14 protein-coding genes are annotated in these 17,863 nt (G+C 69.4%); 5 read left to right on the top strand and 9 right to left on the bottom strand.

Going from position 1 to position 17,863, the window contains the following annotated elements:
* Nucleotides 1-98: 98 nt before the first annotated feature.
* The 3 genes from ACFWUR_RS07635 to ACFWUR_RS07625 form a co-directional block, all read right to left on the bottom strand.
* Complete coding sequence (locus tag ACFWUR_RS07635) at nucleotides 99-569, bottom strand: carboxymuconolactone decarboxylase family protein (protein ID WP_378903523.1); 471 nt, start codon at nucleotides 567-569, stop codon at nucleotides 99-101.
* A gap of 78 nt (nucleotides 570-647) precedes the next feature.
* Nucleotides 648-1,511: an oxidoreductase gene (locus tag ACFWUR_RS07630; protein ID WP_378903520.1), complete on the bottom strand. Its 864-nt coding sequence runs from the start codon at nucleotides 1,509-1,511 to the stop codon at nucleotides 648-650.
* Between the two features lie 91 nt (nucleotides 1,512-1,602).
* A complete protein-coding gene (locus ACFWUR_RS07625) occupies nucleotides 1,603-5,394 on the bottom strand; it encodes an amino acid adenylation domain-containing protein (protein WP_378903517.1) in 3,792 nt (1,263 codons plus the stop codon).
* Nucleotides 5,395-5,520: 126 nt separating this feature from the next.
* Between ACFWUR_RS07625 and ACFWUR_RS07620 the strand changes: the two genes are divergently transcribed.
* Nucleotides 5,521-7,143: a (2,3-dihydroxybenzoyl)adenylate synthase gene (locus ACFWUR_RS07620; protein ID WP_378903514.1), complete on the top strand. Its 1,623-nt coding sequence runs from the start codon at nucleotides 5,521-5,523 to the stop codon at nucleotides 7,141-7,143.
* A 68-nt stretch (nucleotides 7,144-7,211) separates the two neighbouring features.
* Here ACFWUR_RS07620 and ACFWUR_RS07615 read toward each other — a convergent pair whose 3' ends face one another.
* On the bottom strand, nucleotides 7,212-8,477 hold the full coding sequence (locus ACFWUR_RS07615; RefSeq protein WP_378904167.1) for a salicylate synthase: 1,266 nt from the start codon (nucleotides 8,475-8,477) through the stop codon (nucleotides 7,212-7,214).
* A gap of 246 nt (nucleotides 8,478-8,723) precedes the next feature.
* Between ACFWUR_RS07615 and ACFWUR_RS07610 the strand changes: the two genes are divergently transcribed.
* Nucleotides 8,724-11,141 (top strand): glycerol-3-phosphate 1-O-acyltransferase, encoded by a 2,418-nt coding sequence (locus ACFWUR_RS07610; protein WP_378903511.1) that lies wholly within the window; start codon nucleotides 8,724-8,726, stop codon nucleotides 11,139-11,141.
* Nucleotides 11,141-12,553: a 1-acylglycerol-3-phosphate O-acyltransferase gene (locus ACFWUR_RS07605; RefSeq protein ID WP_378903508.1), complete on the top strand. Its 1,413-nt coding sequence runs from the start codon at nucleotides 11,141-11,143 to the stop codon at nucleotides 12,551-12,553. The genes ACFWUR_RS07610 and ACFWUR_RS07605 overlap by 1 nt, the downstream gene beginning before the upstream one ends.
* A 38-nt stretch (nucleotides 12,554-12,591) precedes the next feature.
* Here the strand turns inward: ACFWUR_RS07605 and ACFWUR_RS07600 are convergent, their stop codons facing one another.
* The 3 genes from ACFWUR_RS07600 to ACFWUR_RS07590 form a co-directional block, all read right to left on the bottom strand.
* Nucleotides 12,592-13,797 (bottom strand): Dyp-type peroxidase, encoded by a 1,206-nt coding sequence (locus tag ACFWUR_RS07600; protein WP_378903505.1) that lies wholly within the window; start codon nucleotides 13,795-13,797, stop codon nucleotides 12,592-12,594.
* Nucleotides 13,790-14,350: a copper chaperone PCu(A)C gene (locus ACFWUR_RS07595; RefSeq protein WP_378903502.1), complete on the bottom strand. Its 561-nt coding sequence runs from the start codon at nucleotides 14,348-14,350 to the stop codon at nucleotides 13,790-13,792. Before ACFWUR_RS07595 ends, ACFWUR_RS07600 begins: the two co-directional genes overlap by 8 nt.
* Nucleotides 14,351-14,437: 87 nt before the next feature.
* The gene (locus ACFWUR_RS07590) at nucleotides 14,438-14,989 is read right to left on the bottom strand and encodes a hypothetical protein (protein ID WP_378903499.1); all 552 of its coding nucleotides are present in this window, start codon (nucleotides 14,987-14,989) and stop codon (nucleotides 14,438-14,440) included.
* 153 nt (nucleotides 14,990-15,142) lie between these two features.
* Between ACFWUR_RS07590 and ACFWUR_RS07585 the strand changes: the two genes are divergently transcribed.
* Nucleotides 15,143-15,577, top strand: a complete 435-nt coding sequence (locus ACFWUR_RS07585) for a DUF6069 family protein (RefSeq protein WP_378903496.1) — start codon at nucleotides 15,143-15,145, stop codon at nucleotides 15,575-15,577.
* Nucleotides 15,578-15,637: 60 nt separating this feature from the next.
* Here ACFWUR_RS07585 and ACFWUR_RS07580 read toward each other — a convergent pair whose 3' ends face one another.
* Nucleotides 15,638-16,357 (bottom strand): polyprenol monophosphomannose synthase, encoded by a 720-nt coding sequence (locus ACFWUR_RS07580; RefSeq protein WP_378903493.1) that lies wholly within the window; start codon nucleotides 16,355-16,357, stop codon nucleotides 15,638-15,640.
* A 124-nt stretch (nucleotides 16,358-16,481) separates the two neighbouring features.
* Nucleotides 16,482-17,168, bottom strand: a complete 687-nt coding sequence (locus ACFWUR_RS07575) for a GAP family protein (protein ID WP_378903490.1) — start codon at nucleotides 17,166-17,168, stop codon at nucleotides 16,482-16,484.
* A gap of 211 nt (nucleotides 17,169-17,379) precedes the next feature.
* Here ACFWUR_RS07575 and ACFWUR_RS07570 point away from each other — a divergent pair, with 211 nt between their 5' ends.
* On the top strand, nucleotides 17,380-17,697 hold the full coding sequence (locus ACFWUR_RS07570; RefSeq protein WP_378903487.1) for a hypothetical protein: 318 nt from the start codon (nucleotides 17,380-17,382) through the stop codon (nucleotides 17,695-17,697).
* The last annotated feature ends 166 nt before the right edge of the window (nucleotides 17,698-17,863 follow it).

Genomic DNA, 17,863 nt, shown 5'->3' with positions numbered 1-17,863 from the left:
CATCACATCCTGGACGAGCGTCCACCAGGCCTTCAGGGAGACATCTCCCGAGAAGGGAAATCCACCATGTCCTGGTGATCACTTGTCCAGCAGCGGTATCAGCTCCACTGACCGGGGACGTAGTCGCCCGCGGGGGTGTGGGCGACCGCGTTGAGCCGGGTCCACGCGTTGATCAGCGCGATGGCCGCGATCAGGGCACCGACCTGGTCGTCGTCGTAGTGCTTGCGGACCTGATCCCAGGTGTCCTCGCTGACCTGGCCACCGTCGGCGACGCGGGTCGCCTCCTCTGCCATCGCGAGAGCGGCCCGCTCGGCTTCGGTGAACACGGTCGCCTCTCGCCATGCGGCGACCAGGTTGATCCGCACCGTCGACTCGCCCGCATGGGCCGCGTCCTTGGTGTGCATATCGGTGCAGAAGCTGCAGCCGTTGATCTGCGCTACCCGGATCTGCACCAGTTCGTACGTAGCGTTGGGCAGCGGGGACTCGTCGATCACCTTGCCCGCCATCCGCATTCGCTTGACGAAACTGGCAGTGACAGGGTTGGTGTAGAGGTTGAAGCGCGCTTCCATGATGACTCCTTCGTCGTGGGGTTCATCAAGATGACGAGGTAGCCGTTCACAGTGTGACGTCGATGTGACGCCAATCACTCAGATGAGCCCGCAGAGCTTCTCGGAGAGCTCCCACAGCCCGGCCGCGACCTTGCGATTCCTGGCCGCCGGTGCGCTGCCCGCCCGGGCGGGGTCACCGCGCAGGCCGAGGAATCCGTCGGGACCGTAGAAGGCGCCCGGCACCACATCGGCGGTGGCGGCGAACAGGGTGGGCAGCGCGCCCTGGTCGGCGTTCTGGGCGAGCGTGCGATTGCCCAGCCACATGATCGCGTCCTGAACGGATTCGGTGTGCGACATCAGTTCGGTCGCGGCGTAGCCGGGGTGCGCGGCCACCGAGATCACCGCCGCGCCCTCACCGGCCAGGCGACGCTGGAGTTCGTGGGCGAACATCAGATTGGCCAGCTTGGACTGGCCGTAGGCGAGCCAGCGGTCGTAGCGGCGCTGCTCCCAGTTGGGGTCGGCCAGGTTGATCCTGCCGATGCGGTGCGCGACGCTCGAGACCGTGACCACGCGATCGGTGATGCGGTCCAGCAGCAGGTTGGTGAGCGCGAAGTGCCCGAGATGATTGGTGCCGAACTGCATTTCGAATCCGTCGGCGGTGCGGCGCAGCGGCAGCGCCATCACGCCGGCATTGTTGATCAGCACATCGACTCGCTCGATCGAGTCGGTGAAGGCGCGCACCGAATTCAGGTTCGCCAGGTCGAGTTCGCGGACTTCGGTGTCACCACGCATCCCCGCGGCGACCCGCTCGGCCTTGGCCGTATCGCGACAGGCCAGGATCACTCGCGCGCCCGCCTCGGACAGCGCACGCGCGGTGGCGGCGCCGAGACCACTGTTGGCACCGGTGACGATGACGGTGCGGCCGGTCTGGTCGGGCAGGTTCGCGGTAGTCCACTTACTCACCGGCAAAGTGTAGTGACGCCGGAGAAATGCGCGAATCGGCAAGGCTCGGTGCGCAGTTCGCCCCGGCGGCGGCGCGCACCCGCTCCCGTGATCACGACTGCGCCAGGATCTCGTCGTCGGTCATCGCGGCGACTTCCAGATACATCGTGGCGACTACTTCCAACCGGCCCACGTCGCCGGATTCGGCTTCCCGTTGCAGCATTCGTGCCGCGAGGCCTTCGATGGTGCGGGCGGTGAACAGGTCGGCCACGACGGTGTCGGGGGCATCGAGCCATTCGCGAATGCGGGCGACGGCGGTGGTGGCGAGCACCGAATCGCCGCCGAGGGCGAAGAAGTCGTCGGTGACACCGATCGCGTCGGTGACCAGCACCTCCGCGACGACCGCGACGAGCGCCCGTTCGAGATCGGTGCGCGGCTCGACGAATTCGGCCGCGCCCTCGTGCTTTTCGAGCACCGCGCGGATGGCCTTGCGGTCGGGCTTGGCGTTCGAGGTGAGCGGCAGTTCGGCCAGCAGCTCGAGGCGGGTCGGCACCATGTACGACGGCACGAGGTCGGCGGTCGCGGCGAGCACGGCATCCACGTGCAGCGTGACGCCCGGAGTTGGCACCACCAGCGCGACCAGCTTCGGCGCCGCCGTACCGACCACCGCGGCCACGGCGTGCCGGACGCCGGGGACCGCGCGCAAGGCGCTTTCCACCTCGCCGAGTTCGACGCGGTAACCCCGGATCTTGACCTGATGATCGGCGCGGCCGAGGAATTCCAGGCCACCGTCGGGCAGGTAGCGCGCCAGGTCGCCGGTGCGGTACCAGCGCAAACCCTCGTGGGTGACGAACCGGTCGGCGGTGCGCTCGGGGTCGTTGCGATAACCGGCGGCCACGCCGTCACCGCCGATCCACAGTTCGCCACTGACCCAGTCGGGGCAGTCGTTGCCCGAGGGCCCCACCACGCGGCACTGCACATTGCGCAGCGGCGTGCCGTAGGGCACGGCGGTCCACTCGGCGGGCACCCGCGCGTCGACGACCTCGCAGATGGTCGAGTGGATCGCGGTTTCGGTGGCGCCGCCGAGACCGGCGAAACGGCTGTGCGGGGCCGCCTCGGCCAGGCGTGCGGGCAGGGCGATGTCGACCCAGTCGCCACCGAGGATCACGGTGCGCAGCGACGCGAGCGTCGTCGTGCGGGACTCGACCGGGTCGGCGGCGGCGGACCGCGAATCCGCGAGCTGTGCCGAGCCGTGGGCGCTCGCCGCGGCGGTGAGCAGCATGTCGAGCAGGCTCGGGACGCAGTTCAGCAGCGAAACCCGGTGGCGGCCGATGAGTTCGACCCATACGGCGGGGTCGGTGCGCTGTGCGTCGTCGACGGTCACCACCGCGCCACCGGCGGCGAGCAGGCCGAAGATGTCGTAGACGGAGAGGTCGAACTCGAGTGCCGACAGGGCCAGTGCGCGGTCGCTCGGGCCGAGGTCGAAGCGTTCGTTGAGGTCGTCGATGGTGTTCATGGCGGCGCGGTGCGGCACCTCCACGCCCTTGGGTTTGCCGGTCGAGCCGGAGGTGAACAGCACGTAGGCGATGTTCTCCGGGTCGCCGAAGACGGGGCGAGCCAACGGCCGCGCGTGGGTGCGCGCCTGCGCCAGGTCGATCGCCCGCGCGTTCGGGATCTGCGCGCCGCCGACGGTGAGCACCGCGACGGCATCTGCGGTGCCGAGGATTTCGGCGCGACGAGCGGCGGGCTGATCGAATCCGATCGGCACGTACACCGCGCCCGCCGCGAGCACACCGAGCACCGCGACGATCTGGTCGGGGCCCTTCGGGAGCTGCACCGCCACCGAATCACCGGGCGCCACACCGGCTTCCCGCAGCGCACCGGCCACAGCCAGCGCGTCGGCGGCCAGCTCGCCGTAGGTCAACTGCCCGGCCGGCTCCCACAGCACCGCGGGCGCGGCCGGATTCGTCGCCGCGTTGGCGAAGAACCCGGTGTGCAGCAGCCCGCCGCTCACCGGCCCGGCGGTGGCGTTGACGCGCGCCCGAGTCGCGGCCTGCTCCACCGGAATTCGCACTCCGGCCTCGGCCTGCCACCCCGCCCCGCCCACGAACCGAGGGCGGTCGACCGAATCCGGTGCCGCGTCACCGGGCACCACCGGCAAGATCGCCGGGGTCAGCTCGGGCTCGATCGCCGTCGGTTGCGCGCCGGCGGTCTCGGCCGCGTCGCGAGACTGGCCGCCGAGACGTTCGATCGCTTCGATGTAGCGAGCGAACATGGCCTCGACCATGCCCGAGGGGAAGGCGCTCTCACGGATGTCCCAGTTCAGCAGCAGGCCGCCGCGGACCTCGGTGACCTGTGCGTCGAGCAGGACCTGTGGGCCCTGGGAGATGATCCAGACGGGGTCGCCGAAGGTGTCGGTGACGATGTCGCCGAAGAGTTCGCCGAGGTTGAGGGCGCTGGTGTAGACGATGGGAGCCAACACCGGTTCGCCGCGGTGACGACCCAGATCGCGCAGGACTTCCAGGCCGGAGTAGGCGGAGTGCGCCCCTGCCTCGTGGAGGCGTTGCTGGAGCGCACGCGCGCGATCGGCGACGGTGGCGGGCTCGGTGACGTCGACTTCCAGCAGCACCGAGGAGGTGAAGTCGCCGACGACGCCGTCGACCTGCGGGTGCACCGGTTCGCGATGGAACAGCGGCAGATTCAGTAGGAAGCGGCGCTGAGCCGACCAGCCGCCGATGGTTTCGGCGAACACCGAGGCCAGGGCCATCGCCGGGGTGATACCGCGGGCATGGGCGGCGTCGAAGACCCGCGCCTTCGCCTGCGGGGAGAGCCAGCGGTGCAGGCGGATCGTGCGGTTCGGGTCCGAGATGTGCTGGGCCAGCGGCAGTTCCGGTGCGCCGGGCAGCTCACTCAGGCGATCCTGCCACCACGCGCGGTCACGGGCGCGCTCGTCGGCGAGGGCATGAACCGCCGTCGGCCGCGCGGCAGCGGTGTCGGCACCGTGGGTCGCGGCGCTCTCGCGGCGGTGCTCGGCCAGGTACTGGCGGAAGGTGTAGTCCTGCGGCGGCAACTGTTCGCCGTGATAGAGCCGGGCGAGGTCGGTGACGAGGATGCGGTAGCTCATCGCGTCGGCGGCGAGCATGTCGACATCGAGGTGCAGACGGGTGCGGCCGCCGGCGAGGCGGGTGAGGGCGATATCGATCACCTGGCCGTCTTCGACCGCCATGCGCTGATGGGTCCGCGCGCCGCGCAAGTCCACGAGCCGCTGCTCGGCCTCCTCGACGGGCACCTCGCGCAGATCGGTCACGCCGAACACCGCGCGACCGGGCCGGTCGAGGGTCTGCTGGGTGCCGTCGGGCAGGAACCGGGTGCGCAGCATGGGGTGGCGCGACAACAGCTGTTCGACGGCCCGCTCGAGCCGCTCGGGGTACACATCGGAGCCGTCGAATTCGACGTAGAGATGCGCGGCGACGCCACCGAGCTGCTGGGCGTCGGAGCGCCCGATCCAGTACGCGTGCTGCATGGGCGCGAGTGCGAATGGGGTGCCGTCGTCGGCAACGAGCACGGATTCGGCTGCGGCGGTGGAACCGTCCGCCGGGGCAGCGGCGTTCGCCACACTCGACTCGTCGGCACCGACCGACGCGAGGTCATCGGCGTCGGCGCCGTTGAGCAGGGCGTACCAGGCGTCGACGGTGGGGTGGGCGGCCAGCAGGGCGAAGTTCACGGCGATGCCGCGTTTGCGCCAGGCGCCCGCGAGCTTCATGGTGCGGATGGAGTCGAGACCGAGCTGGATCAGGTCATCGGCCTCGGCGACGGCGTCGGCGGTGATGTCGAGGTGACGGGCGATCGCGGCGCGGATCTCGGCGCGATCGATCCCGGCGCCGCCGGTGGGTGCTGTCTCCATCTGCCGATCACTCCTTGCTCGCCGCCCATCACCGGACGGATTCGGTACTGCCCGGCGGCAGCCTACTCCATTGAGATAGGGTTGCCTAACCTTTGCAAGTGTAGCGAGACTCGAGTGAGGCAGTACGTGACGTCGACATCGGCAACCGGCCACCGCGCGGGCTATGTCCCGTTTCCCGAAGCCGCCGCGCAGGAGTACCGGGCCGCGGGCTACTGGACCGGGCGCACGCTCGGCGATCTGCTGCGCGACTCCGCACGCACCCAGCCGCAGCACCCCGCGGTGCTCAGCGACGCAGGCACGCAGACCTACGCCGAACTCGACGCCGCGGCCGATCGGATGGCGCACGGCCTGCTCGCGCTCGGCATCAACCCCGGCGATCGTGTCATCGTCCAGTTGCCGAACATCCCCGAATTCGCCACCGCCCTGTTCGGCGTGCTGCGCGCCGGGATCATCCCCGTCCTCACCCTGCCCGCGCACCGTCGTGTCGAGATCGAGCATCTGGCCGCACTGTCCGAAGCGGTCGCCTACCTCGTCCCGGACCAGCTCGGCGACTTCGACTTCCGCGAACTCGCCGAGACGGTGCGACAGGCGGTGCCGAGCCTGCGCCACGTACTGGTCGCCGGCGATCCGGGCGACACCGGATTCCTCACCCTCGATTCGGTGGCCCGTGACGGTGGTTCGCTGCCCGAACTCGACCCGTCCGACATCGCGGTGATGCTGGTCTCCGGCGGCACCACCGGCCTGCCGAAGCTGATCGCCCGCACCCACGACGACTACGTCTACAACGCCACCGCCAGCGCGCGGGTCTGCGAACTCACCCCCGACGACGTCTACCTCGCGACCCTGCCCGCGGCCCACAACTTCCCGTTGGCTTGCCCCGGCATCCTGGGCACCGTCGCGACCGGGGGCGCCATCGCCTTCACCCTCGACCCGAGCCCCGAAGCCGCCTTCGCCGCGATCGAGAGGCACCGGGTGACCGTCACCGGTGTCGTTCCGCCGCTGGCCCAATTGTGGAGTGCGGCAGTGGACTGGGAGGACGCCGACCTCAGCTCGTTGCGCCTGCTCCAGGTCGGCGGGGCACGCCTGGCCGAGGTGAACGCCCGCGATGTCGAGCCCGCGTTGCAGTGCACCCTGCAGCAGGTGTTCGGGATGGCCGAGGGGCTGCTCAACTACACCCGTCTCGACGACGACAAGGAACTGGTGTGCACCACCCAGGGCCGACCGCTCTCCCCGGCCGACGAACTGCGCGTCGTCGACGCCGAGGGCAACGAGGTAGCCCAGGGCGAAGAAGGTGAACTGCTCACCCGCGGCCCCTACACTCTGCGCGGCTATTACCGTGCGCCCGAGCACAACGCGCGCGCCTTCACCCCCGACGGGTTCTACCGCAGCGGCGACCTCGTGCGCCGACTGCCCAGCGGCCATCTGGTCGTGAGCGGCCGGATCAAGGACGTGATCAATCGCGGTGGCGAGAACATCTCGTGCGACGAACTCGAGGAGCACCTGCTCGCCCACCCCGCCGTGCGCCATGCCGCCGCGGTCGGCCTGCCCGACGCCTCACTCGGTGAGAAGGCCTGCGTCGTCCTGGTTGTCACCGGCGATCTGCCGACCCTCGGCGAGATCAAGACGTTCCTCACCGATCGCGGGCTGGCCACCTACAAGCTCCCCGACCTCGTCCGCCAGGCCGATGCGCTGCCGATCACTGCGGTCGGCAAGATCGACAAGAAGGCCCTGCGCGCCCTGCACGGCTGACACACGCACCTGAACACGCGAAACGGCGGCCCACCCCGAGCGGGTGGGCCGCCGTTTCGATTCGGGTATCAGGCCTTGTACGCCTTGACGACGTAAGGGGCGACGCTACCCAGCTTTTCGCAGGTCTCCTCGAACTCACGCTCGGGCCGCGACTGTCCCACGATCCCCGCGCCCGCGCGCAACCACGCACCTTCACCGGTCTGGTAGATCGCCCGCAGCACCAAGGTCGCCTCGAGCGCGCCGGTGGGCGAAACACAGACCACCGCTCCGGAATACAACCCCCGCGGGTCGTGATCGTTGCGGAACACCGAGTCGACACCCTCGCGCTTGGGGATGCCGGAGGCGGTCACCGACGGGAACAGCACCTCGAGCGCGTCCCACGCGGTGCGGTCGGCGGCCAGGGTGCCGCGCACGGTGGAGGCCAGGTGCTGCACACTGCCACGCTCGCGCACCGCCATGAAATCGGAGACCGCCGACGTGCCGGGCACCGCCACCTCCGCGATCTCGGCGAACGAGGTCTGTACCGAGATCGCGTGCTCCACGATCTCTTTCGGGTCGGCGAGCAGGTCGGCGCGGGCGGCGACGTCGGCCTCGATACCGAGTCCGAACGCGCGCGTGCCTGCCAGCGGTTCGGTGGTGACGATGCGATTGTCGTCGACAGAGGCCACCAGCTCCGGGCTGAACCCGGCCGCTTCGAGCCCACCCAGCCGCAGCAGGAACGAGCGGGCCGGGGTGTTGTTGGCCCGGCCGAGGCGATAGGTCGCAGGCACGTCCGCCGCGAACGGCAACTCGACCTTGCGCGACAGAATCACCTTCTGATAGCTGCCGGAACGGATTTCGGCGACCGCCGTGGCGACTCGCTGCGCGTAGTTCGTCGGGTCGGGCCGCACGTCGACCGGCGAGGCGACCGGCAGGTCGGCGCCCTGCGACCCGGCGATCAGGTCGTGGATGTCGCACGCTTCGTTCGGGGTGGCGCCGCTGATCCGCACGCCGGTGGCGTCGATGCGCACCTCGATGCGCGGGATCATCAGATGCGCCAACGAGGTCAGCGGATTGAGGTAGTGGGTCGCCGAGAGCGAGTAGGCGCAGAATTCGAAGCCGATCCAGCCGTACGCGTTGCGACCGTCGATCGGCAGGCTCGCCAGCGCGGCGTCGATGGCGGTGGCGGGGCTGCCGGTCCACGCGCGTGCGGTGGTCTCACCGCCCCAGACCGTGCGCAGTTCTCCGGCGTCGAGTTCCACGCTGCCCAGCGGATCGGCGGCGAACACCCACTCCCCCGGCTTCTCGTACATCACGTACTCGCCGAACCGATCGGACACGGCCAGACGTGACATCGCTGCCGCCGGGTCGGCCACATACTCCACCCGCACGGGCTGTTCTGTCGACGACAACGATCCTCCAAGGTAAAGCTGACCTAACTTTGCCTGGTTAGGTTAGCATTACCTCGCCGTTTGGCCAGACCCGCGCTGGGTATTCTGCACCACTATCGCCCGCCCCGCACCCGCGCTCCCCCGCGCGTCGGGCAACGCGCTGTTGCCGAGTTCGATGCGCCGAACCAGATCTGCGGCTTGAATGGAGCAATGATCGACAAAGGTGGGCGGCGCGGCCCGCAGGCAGACTCGGTGGTCGCGCTCGTCGACGCGGCCTCCGGCGTCGAACGCGAAGTGATCGGCGACTGGATCGCACAGGGGGGCATCGGCAGGGAGATCGACTGCACCGCCCCGGTGACCCAGCTCGACCTCGACGCGAAAGCCATCACCAAGCGGCTGGTCGGCAGGCACGACGACCCGCTGGTCGTGCCGGTTCGGGTGCTGTGGCTACCACCCGAACGCGACGGCGTGCGCCGAGTGACCTTCGCCGACCTGGCGATGCTCACCAACCCGCGCAAACCCAACCGCCTCGTCCAACGCAGGCTGCTGCGTACCGAACCCGACCGCCACCGTGTGCTCGTCGGCGCACCCGCCCGGCTCAGCGCGCTGCGCACCAACCATCCCGAAGCCGCGGCCCTGCTGCGCGCGGGCTCGGCCGACCCGTTCGCGCGCGCGGTGGTGCGAGCCGCGGTGGTCGCGCTCGAACGGGCCGAACGCACCGTGATCGGCGATCGCTACAAGGTGCCCCAGCTGGTGGCCGAGGAGATCCTCGACTCCCCCGAATTCCAGCGCAAGCTCGACTACATCGCCGACGAGATCGGCTCCGAGCCCGACCAGGTGTATCGCAACGCGGAGAAGGCGCTGCGCGAACTGGTCGCCGCGCAGAGCCGCCTGGTCTCGGACCTGTTCACCCAGGCGATGCGCCCGGTGCACGCCTCGACCTGGAAGGTCGACACCGACCTGCGCGGCCTCGACGCGTTGCGCAAGCTCAATCGCAAACACCCGCTGGTTTTCCTACCCTCGCACCGCTCCTATGTCGACGCGTTCGTCCTCGGTGACGTGCTGGCGCGCAACGACTTTCCGCCCAATCACGTGATCGGCGGCGCGAACCTCAACTTCTGGCCGATGGGCCCGATCGCGCGCCGCACGGGCACGGTGTTCATCCGACGCAGTTTCGGTGACGACGAGGTCTACAAGGCGGTCGTCGAGGAGTACTTCGCCTACCTGCTGGCCAAGCGCTTCAATATGGAGTGGTACTTCGAGGGCGGCCGCACCAGAACCGGCAAGCTGCGCCCACCGCGCTACGGGCTGCTCAATTACCTTGCCGCCGCGGTGCGTTCGCGTCGCGTCGACGACGTGATGCTCGTGCCGGTCTCGATCACCTACGAGCGACTCAACGAGCTCGGCGCGATCGCCAGCGAACAGGCCGGAGGCAAGAAGAAGCCCGAGGGCATCGGCTGGCTCGCCAGATATGTGCGCAGCCAGCAACATTCGGCGGGGCGGGTGTATGTGCGTTTCGGCGAGGCGATTTCGGCGCGCGAGCGCCTCGGCGTGCACGGCGATCCGCTCGATCAGCGGCCGATCACCATTCCGCTGCGCGACACCGAGACCGGCACCGCCACCGTTCCCGATGAGCAGACACTGGCCGCCGCCGAGCAGAAGGCCGTGCAGCGCTTGGCCTTCGATGTGGCGGTCGGCATCAACGAGGTCACCCCGATCACCGTCAACGCGCTGGTCACCCTGGCCTTGCTCGGCGTGCACGAGCGCGCGCTCACCCTCGGTCAGGTGCGCACGGTGCTCGACCCGGTGCTCGGCTATATCGCCGGTCGCGGACTGCCCAGCGGCGAACTCTCCACGCTGCGCGACGAACAGGGCCTGCGGGTGGTGCTCGAACAACTCGCGCTGGCGGGTGTGGTCACCGTGTATCGCGGCGGGCTGGAGCCGGTGTACGCGATCGAGCCCGGCGCGCACCTGGAGGCGGCGTTCTACCGCAACAGCGCGGTGCACTGGTTCGTCAATCGAGCCATCCTCGAACTGGCGGCCCTCACCGCGGTGGAACAACCCGGTGACGATCCGCTGCGGTCGGCGTGGAAGGCCGCGTTCGCACTGCGCGACCTGCTCAAGTTCGAGTTCTTCTTCCCCGAACGGCAGGAGTTCGCCGCGCAGATCATCGAGGAAGTGCGGCGCATCGTGCCCGAATGGGACGAGCACACACCCGACGACCGGCTCGATCGCCAATTCCTCGGCGCTGTCACCGAATCCGGGTTCGTGATGGCCCATCGCGTGCTGCGCTCGTTCTTCGACGCGCAACTGGTGGTGGCCGAACGGCTGGTCGCCCGCCCGGCCGACGCGACGATCGATCGCAAGGAGTTCATCGACGAATGTGTGGCGGTCGGCAAGCAGATGCTGTTGCAGCAGCGCCTGCACAGCCCGGAATCGGTGTCGTCGGAATTGTTCACCAGCGCCTGGAAACTGGCCGCCAATCACGGTCTCATCGCGCCCGCCGCCGAGGGCGGCGAAGCCGAGTTGATCGACAAGCGGCAGGAATTCGCCGACCAGCTGCGTGATCTCGGCGACCGCATCGCGCGGGCGGCCTCGCTCGACCCGTCGAACAGGAACACACACTGATGAGCACACTCGCCGAAGCCGTGGCCGCGATCAGGTCGGGACCGCACGGCGCGCAGGTCGCCGCGGTGTTCGACTTCGGCGGCACCGTTGTCGACGCGCTGCCGCGACGAGGGTTGGCACGCAAGATGTTCCAGCGCGGTGACGAGCGCCTGGCCACCCTGCTCGGTGGGATCGGGCGCGGTGGCAGCGACGGCGACTACGGCCGATTCCTGCAGGCCGTCGAACGAACATTGGCGGGCTCGCCGGAGGACGAGCTCGAGCAGCTGGGTCGCAAGGCCTTCGGCAAGCAGGTCTACGGGCGACTGTTCCCCGAGGCGTGGCAGCTCATCCGCGCGCATCAATTGGCCGGGCACACAGTGATATTGGTCAGCGAGCTCACCCGATTCCAGGTGCGGCCCGTCGCCGACCGATTCGGCATCGACACCGTGCTGTGCACCGAACTCGCGGTCGAGGACGGCGTGCTGACGGGCCACCCGGTGGGCACACCGCTGTGGCGCACCGGAAAGTCCACCGCGGTCGTCGAATTCGCCGCGGACATGGAGATCGGCTACGTCTACGCCGACAGCGTGGCCGACCTGCCCCTGCTCGAGCTCGCCCGGCGACCGACCGTGATCGACCCGGACCCGGCGCTGGCCACCATCGCCGCCGACAACGGCTGGCCCACACTGACTTTCCGCCTGCGCCGAGCTCCACGCCCGCTCGACTACCTGCGCACCGTCGCCGGATTCGGCGGGCTCATCGGCGGTGCGCTGGTCGGCGTGCTGCGCAAGTCCTACACCGGCAAGCGTCAGACCATGGCCGACGCGCTCATGCACGACGCCACCACCGCCACGCTGCGCGCCATCGGCGTGCGGCTACGCGTGGTGGGCGCCGAGAACGCCCGCGCGCCGAGACCCGCGGTCTTCCTGTTCAACCATCAGAGCCAGTTCGACGTGATCATCGTGCCGAAGGTCCTCGACGGCGCGGTGACCGGCATCGGCAAGAAGGAACTCGCCAACCACCCGCTGTTCGGCCCGCTGATGCGGTTCGTCGGTGTCACCTTCATCGACCGCACCGATACCGAGCGCGCGAAAGCAGCGCTCGCCCCGGTGGTTTCGACCCTGCGCGACGGACTCTCGATCGCGGTGGCGCCCGAGGGAACTCGCTCGTTCACCCCGGGCGTTGCCCCCTTCAAGAAGGGCGCCTTCCATATCGCCATCCAGGCGGGCGTGCCGGTGATCCCCGTGGTGGTGCGCAACGCGGGCGAAATCGCCTGGCGGGATTCGGCGATCGCCCGACCGGGCGTGGTCGACGTCGCGGTGCTCGCGCCGATCGATGTCTCCGGGTGGGACCCGGCCGCGATGGACGACGAGGTCGAACAGGTCAGGCAGCTGTTCGAGAACACCCTGCTGAACTGGCCGGCGCCCGACTGACGTCCGGCCGAGCGCGACGACGCCCGGCCGGACGCACCTCAGCTCTCGAACAACCGCTGCCCGAGATAGTGCCCAGGTCCGGGAACGCCGGGCGGGATCGCGAACACCGCCGAGCCCACCGGCGTCGTCCATTCGTTGAGCGCGTCGAACTCCGCCAGCCGCCGCTGCACCGGCAGGAACTGGGCGTCGACGTCGCGCTGGTAGGCGACGAACAGCAGTCCCGAATTCGACAGCTGCCCCGGTGCGGGCGCCTCGTCGTAGTTGAAACCGCGCCGCAGGAACCGCTCACCGTCATGGGTGTGCCTGGCGCGGGCGACGTGCGACGACGGCGGGATGACCGGGATGCCGTTGCGGTCGACCGCCGTCAGGTCGGGCTCGTCGTGTTCGGCGGTGCCGGTGAGCGGCGCACCGGTGGTGACCTTTCTGCCGACGGTCAGTTCGCGGCCGTCGGCGTCGAGTTCGTCCCAGGTGTCGAGGTCCATCGCGATGCGGCGCAGCACCAGCGAGGTGCCGCCCCGCAGCCACGGCCTCGACGCGCCGTCGTCCCAGACCAGTCGCTCGAAGTCGACCGTGCGCGGGGCGATGTTGACGGTGCCGTCGACCTGGCCCATGAGGTTGCGCATGGTCTGGCCGCGCGGCGCGTCCCGGAACCCGCGCTGCACCCAGCGCACCGTCACCAGCGACCGCACGTGCTTGGACAGCACCCGCACCGCGTGCGCGACCGTCGTCGCCTCCTCGGCGCAGACCTGGAGTACCAGGTCCGCGCCGGTGTAGGCGGGCTCGAGTCGGTCGACCGGGAACGGCGGCAGCTGCCGCAACCAGCTCGGTCGTCGTGCGGTGAGACCGGTGACGGTGAACAACTCAGGGCCGAAACCGACCGTGATCGTCAACCGCGCGGGTCTGGCGGCGAGTTCCGGTTCGGTGTCGGCGAGCGCGGGCAGGCCCTGGGTGAGCCGCGCCGCGTCGTCGGTCCAGATCCGGAGCAGGCCGATGACGTCGTCGCGGCCGACGCCGGGCGCGAGATCGAAACCGGCGAACGCGACGTGACCGGGCGGCGTGGTCTCGATGCCGGCCTGGTGCGTTCCGTAGAACGCCACCACGTCGAGCCCGTGGTCGGGTTCGGGTCGCCGGTCTGTGAGACCGGCCGCGCCCCAGCCCATTCCGGCCGCGCCGACGACTCCCACCGCCGCCGCTCCCCCGCCGAACAACCGGCGGCGGGAGAGCCCGGCATGCGGATCAGCCACCGTGCGTGGGGTGCTCGGTGCCCGGCGCGTAGTTCTCGTTGCCGCCGGCGAAGTCCCGCACCTGGGCGCGGACGACGGTGCTCGAGCCGTCGTCGAAGGTGAGGGTGAGCGAGGTTTCGGTACCGGTGCGCAGTGGCTGCCTCAGGTCCATGAACATCAGATGCTCGGCGCCGGGCCTCAGCGTCACTTCGCCGTGCGCCGGGATGGTGATGCCACCCGCCTTGGGGCGCATGGTCTTGGCTCCGGTGCTGTCGGGCACGACCTCGTGGATCTCGACGCGGTCCGAGGCCGGGCTGGTCGCGGCGACCAGGGTCACCGGTGCGTCGCCGGTGTTGCGCAGGTTGCCGAAGGCCGCGGACATGCCGGAATCGGCGGCCTTGATCCACTGGTCGCTCATCGTGATCCGGTCGCCCCCCGCCACGGGGGCATCGGGTGCGGGTTCGGAACTCGAGCAGGCGGTGGCGAAGACAGCGAGGACCGACAGTGCGGTCGCGGCGCCGAGACGGCGGGCGGCACGAGGGGAACGCAGGCGGGTACGCGGGTACGCGGACATGGAGAACTCCGATCATCGGGTGAGGTGAAGCCCGGACCGGCAGGTCGCCCATGACGAATCGACCGCCGAGACGGCGGAATTCGGCGGCTACGCCGGAACGGGGTGAACGACGGTGCTGCCCGCTAGAGGTGGACCGCGCAGGCCGATACCGGGTCGAAGCAGGAGTTGGCGAAGGACCGCTCGCTCGTCGGCGATGGGCGACAGCACCCCACGCGCGACCGGGCACGGGACCCCCGCCAGCACCACGGCAAGACCTCGCACGCTGGTGATCGCCCGGCGCACGCCGACTTCGGCGGCGCGAATCGCGATCGTGCCCACCGGTATCGCCACCAGGTGGGCGAGCAGCATCGCGGTGGAGACACTGTGGTGGTGCTGCGTGTGCCCCATCGAGAGCGCGGTGTGCCCGATGCCCTGCCCGACGGCCAGCACCGCCATGGTCGACACGGGACTGTTCCCCCGCGGCATCGCGGTGACGACCACCCCGATCAGGGCGCAGGCGGCGAACAGCAGCGTGGAGGCGGATCCGGTGGGGACGGCGCTCGCGCCACCGAGCCCGTGAGCCGCCACGGCGACGGCGCCGGACGCGGAACCCACTGCCGCGCCGCGTAAGCGCGCGGTGTGATCCGTCGGTGAGGGCACGACGCCATGCTACGACCCTCTGTCGTAGGTGTCGGCCCCAGGGCCTATGACCAGGGCCTCAGCGCGGCATCGCGGCCGGATTCGACCGAGCGCTTGACATGAATAAAGGTTTAGGTTTGATGATTGTCCCACCACCGAATGAGGGAGAACATCATGAGCACCGTCACCGCCCCCGCCACCTACACCGTCCCCGCACTGAACCGGCCCGTGGCCGTGCTCGGCGCCGCTGCCGCCGCCGTCGTCCTGAATCTGATCGTCTGGGCGATCGGCGCCGCCGCGGGCGGATCGTTCATCATGACCGACCAGGGCAAGGCTTCCAGTGTCGCGGCCGGCGGGGTGATCATGATGTCGGCCGTGCCGCTGCTGATCGGACTGACGGTCGCCGTCCTGGTGTCCTACGTGTGGACCGGCGTACTGCGGACCGCCGCGGTGGTCGGGTCGGTGCTGTCGATCGCGACCATCGCCCTGACCGTGTCCACCGACTTCGACACCGCCTCCACCGTCGCCCTGTCGGTGATGCACGTGGTGCTGGTGCCGGTGATGGTGATCGCGCTGGAAGGCGTGCGGCGCACCATCACCGCGAAGTGACCCGACAACGCAGCGAAGGCCCCGCCGAAACCGTCGGCGGGGCCTTTCGCGTCGCGTCGTCTACACAGAGCGACCGAACAGCAGCTTCCACGGCATGAGCGCCGACTCGAGCTGCACCTTCAGGCTCATCTTCGAAGCACCGACGGTGCGCTCCTCGAAACGGATCGGGACCTCGGCGATCGTGTAGCCCTTCTTGATCGCGCGGTAGTTCATCTCGACCTGGAACGAGTAGCCGTTGCTGCGGATCGAGGCCACGTCGATCGCCCGCAAGGTGTCGGCCTTCCAGGCCTTGAAGCCGGCGGTCGCGTCCTTCACGCCGAGGCGCAGGATCAGGTTCACGTAGAAGTTGGCCCAGGCCGACAGCGCCTTGCGGTACCACTTCCACTCCGCGGCGGTGGAACCACCGGGAACATAGCGCGACCCGAGTGCCACCCCGACATCGTCGGAGCTCAGCTTCTCGAGCATCGACGGGATCACCTCGGCGGGGTGCGACAGATCGGCGTCCATCTGGATCACCACATCCGCGCCCTCGTCGAGCGCCGCCGTGATGCCCGCGATGTAGGCGCGGCCGAGGCCGTCCTTCTCGGTGCGGTGCAGCACACTCACCACATTCGGCAGCTCTGCGGCCAGTTTGTCGGCGACCTCACCCGTGCCGTCGGGTGAATTGTCGTCTACCACCAGCACGTGCAGATCGGACACCGGCAGAGCCGTCAGCCGCTCCACCGCCACCGGCAGATTTTCCCGCTCGTTGTAGGTCGGCACAACAACGGTAACCCTCAAGGGTTGCCCTCCCTGCTCACCTGGATAGCCCCGCGGCCCAGGTTGCGGGCACGGAGCATGTCATCGATTCGTTATGACGGTACTCGATCGCCCTGACGCATTCCTGAGTGCCCGTGCGCGGCGCTCACCACAGCCGCCCGGCGTGGACCAGCGCGTCGACGACCAATCCGATGCCGAACACGACGAACAGCACCCGGATCACCGGCGGCCCGAAGCGCGTGATCCCCCGCACGAGCAGGCGGTACACCCGCCGTGCGCGCGGTGTCCGCCGCATCGCCAAGGCCAGCACCACCAGCGGCAGCAGCAGCGCGATCGCGCAATAGCCGACCACGACCAATGGCCACACCACCGGCAGCGGGCGCTGCGCGGACAGCAGCGCCAGGGCCGCGAGATAGGGCACCGAGGTCGGCACCTTCGCCAGGCCCAGCGTGAACCCGATCACGCCCATCAACCACGGGTACCTGCGCACCGGCTCGACCCAGCGGCCGCCGGTGGAGGTGGTGGTGTCGACCGGCAGCGCGGCGACCGCGATCAGCACCAGACCGATCACCAGTTCGCCCCAGTAGCGCAGGGCGGGGGTCAGCTCGAAGTCCAGGAGCCGGACCAGGAAGTCGATGCCGAGCACAGTGCACACGCCGAAGGCCACCGACACCGTGAAAACGCCGCCGAGGAAGCTGAGCACCCCTGTCATCGGCGAGCGTCGGGTCAGCCTGGCGTCGGCGACCACGGCCGTGGTGATCGCCACCAGCAGCACATCGAGCGCGTCGAGCAGGGCGAACCCGAGCAGGGCGAACAGTCGATACCCATCCATGACGTGGCTGACCCTACTCGCCGGTCATATTCGCGCGCCGACCCGTCGGTCACATCAGCATCACCGCGATGTCCTGGCGAAAGCCCTTGACCTGCGCGGTCTCGAGATCGATCCTTTCATCTGGACTGGACTCCCCCGCAAACGGCGCCGGGTGGTTACGCTTTTGAGCACCGGCCGTGCCGGGATCCGCGATCGTGAAGGGGCAGACATCGTGGCAGAAATGTCATTCGACCCGTCAGCGCTCGACGCTTATCAGCGTGCGGCGGCTCGGGTTTCCGAACTTCTTGGCACAGCGGCCGACGATACGACGACCGCGGCCGGGGTCGACCTGTCCGGGCTGGGCGTGCTCGGGCGCGAATTCGCCGCCGCCTGGACACAGGCCGCGGGCGCACACGCGTCGACGCTGAGCACGGCGGGCAACCTGGTCACCGCCTATCAGGACATCTTGAATCGCTTCGGCGACACCGTGACCGGGATCGACACCGGGCTCGCAGGCGATCTGCGCGCGGTCGAGGGTGAGGTGGCGTGATGCGTTCCAAGTCGCTGGTCACCGAGACCACGTTGAGCACGATCACCCCCGCCGAGGCCGAGGCGAAGATCGCGCCGGTGATCGCCCTGCTCGAAGTGCCGTTGCTCGAGCTGCGCAGATCGTTGGGCAGCAACACCTCCGCCGATCCCGATGCCTCGGTGGTCGC

It is taken from the genome of Nocardia sp. NPDC058633 (assembly GCF_042717045.1).
In the GTDB taxonomy this organism is placed as follows: domain Bacteria; phylum Actinomycetota; class Actinomycetes; order Mycobacteriales; family Mycobacteriaceae; genus Nocardia.
Note: the sequence above shows the minus strand (reverse complement) of the source record. Positions and strands in the feature narration are given on the sequence as shown.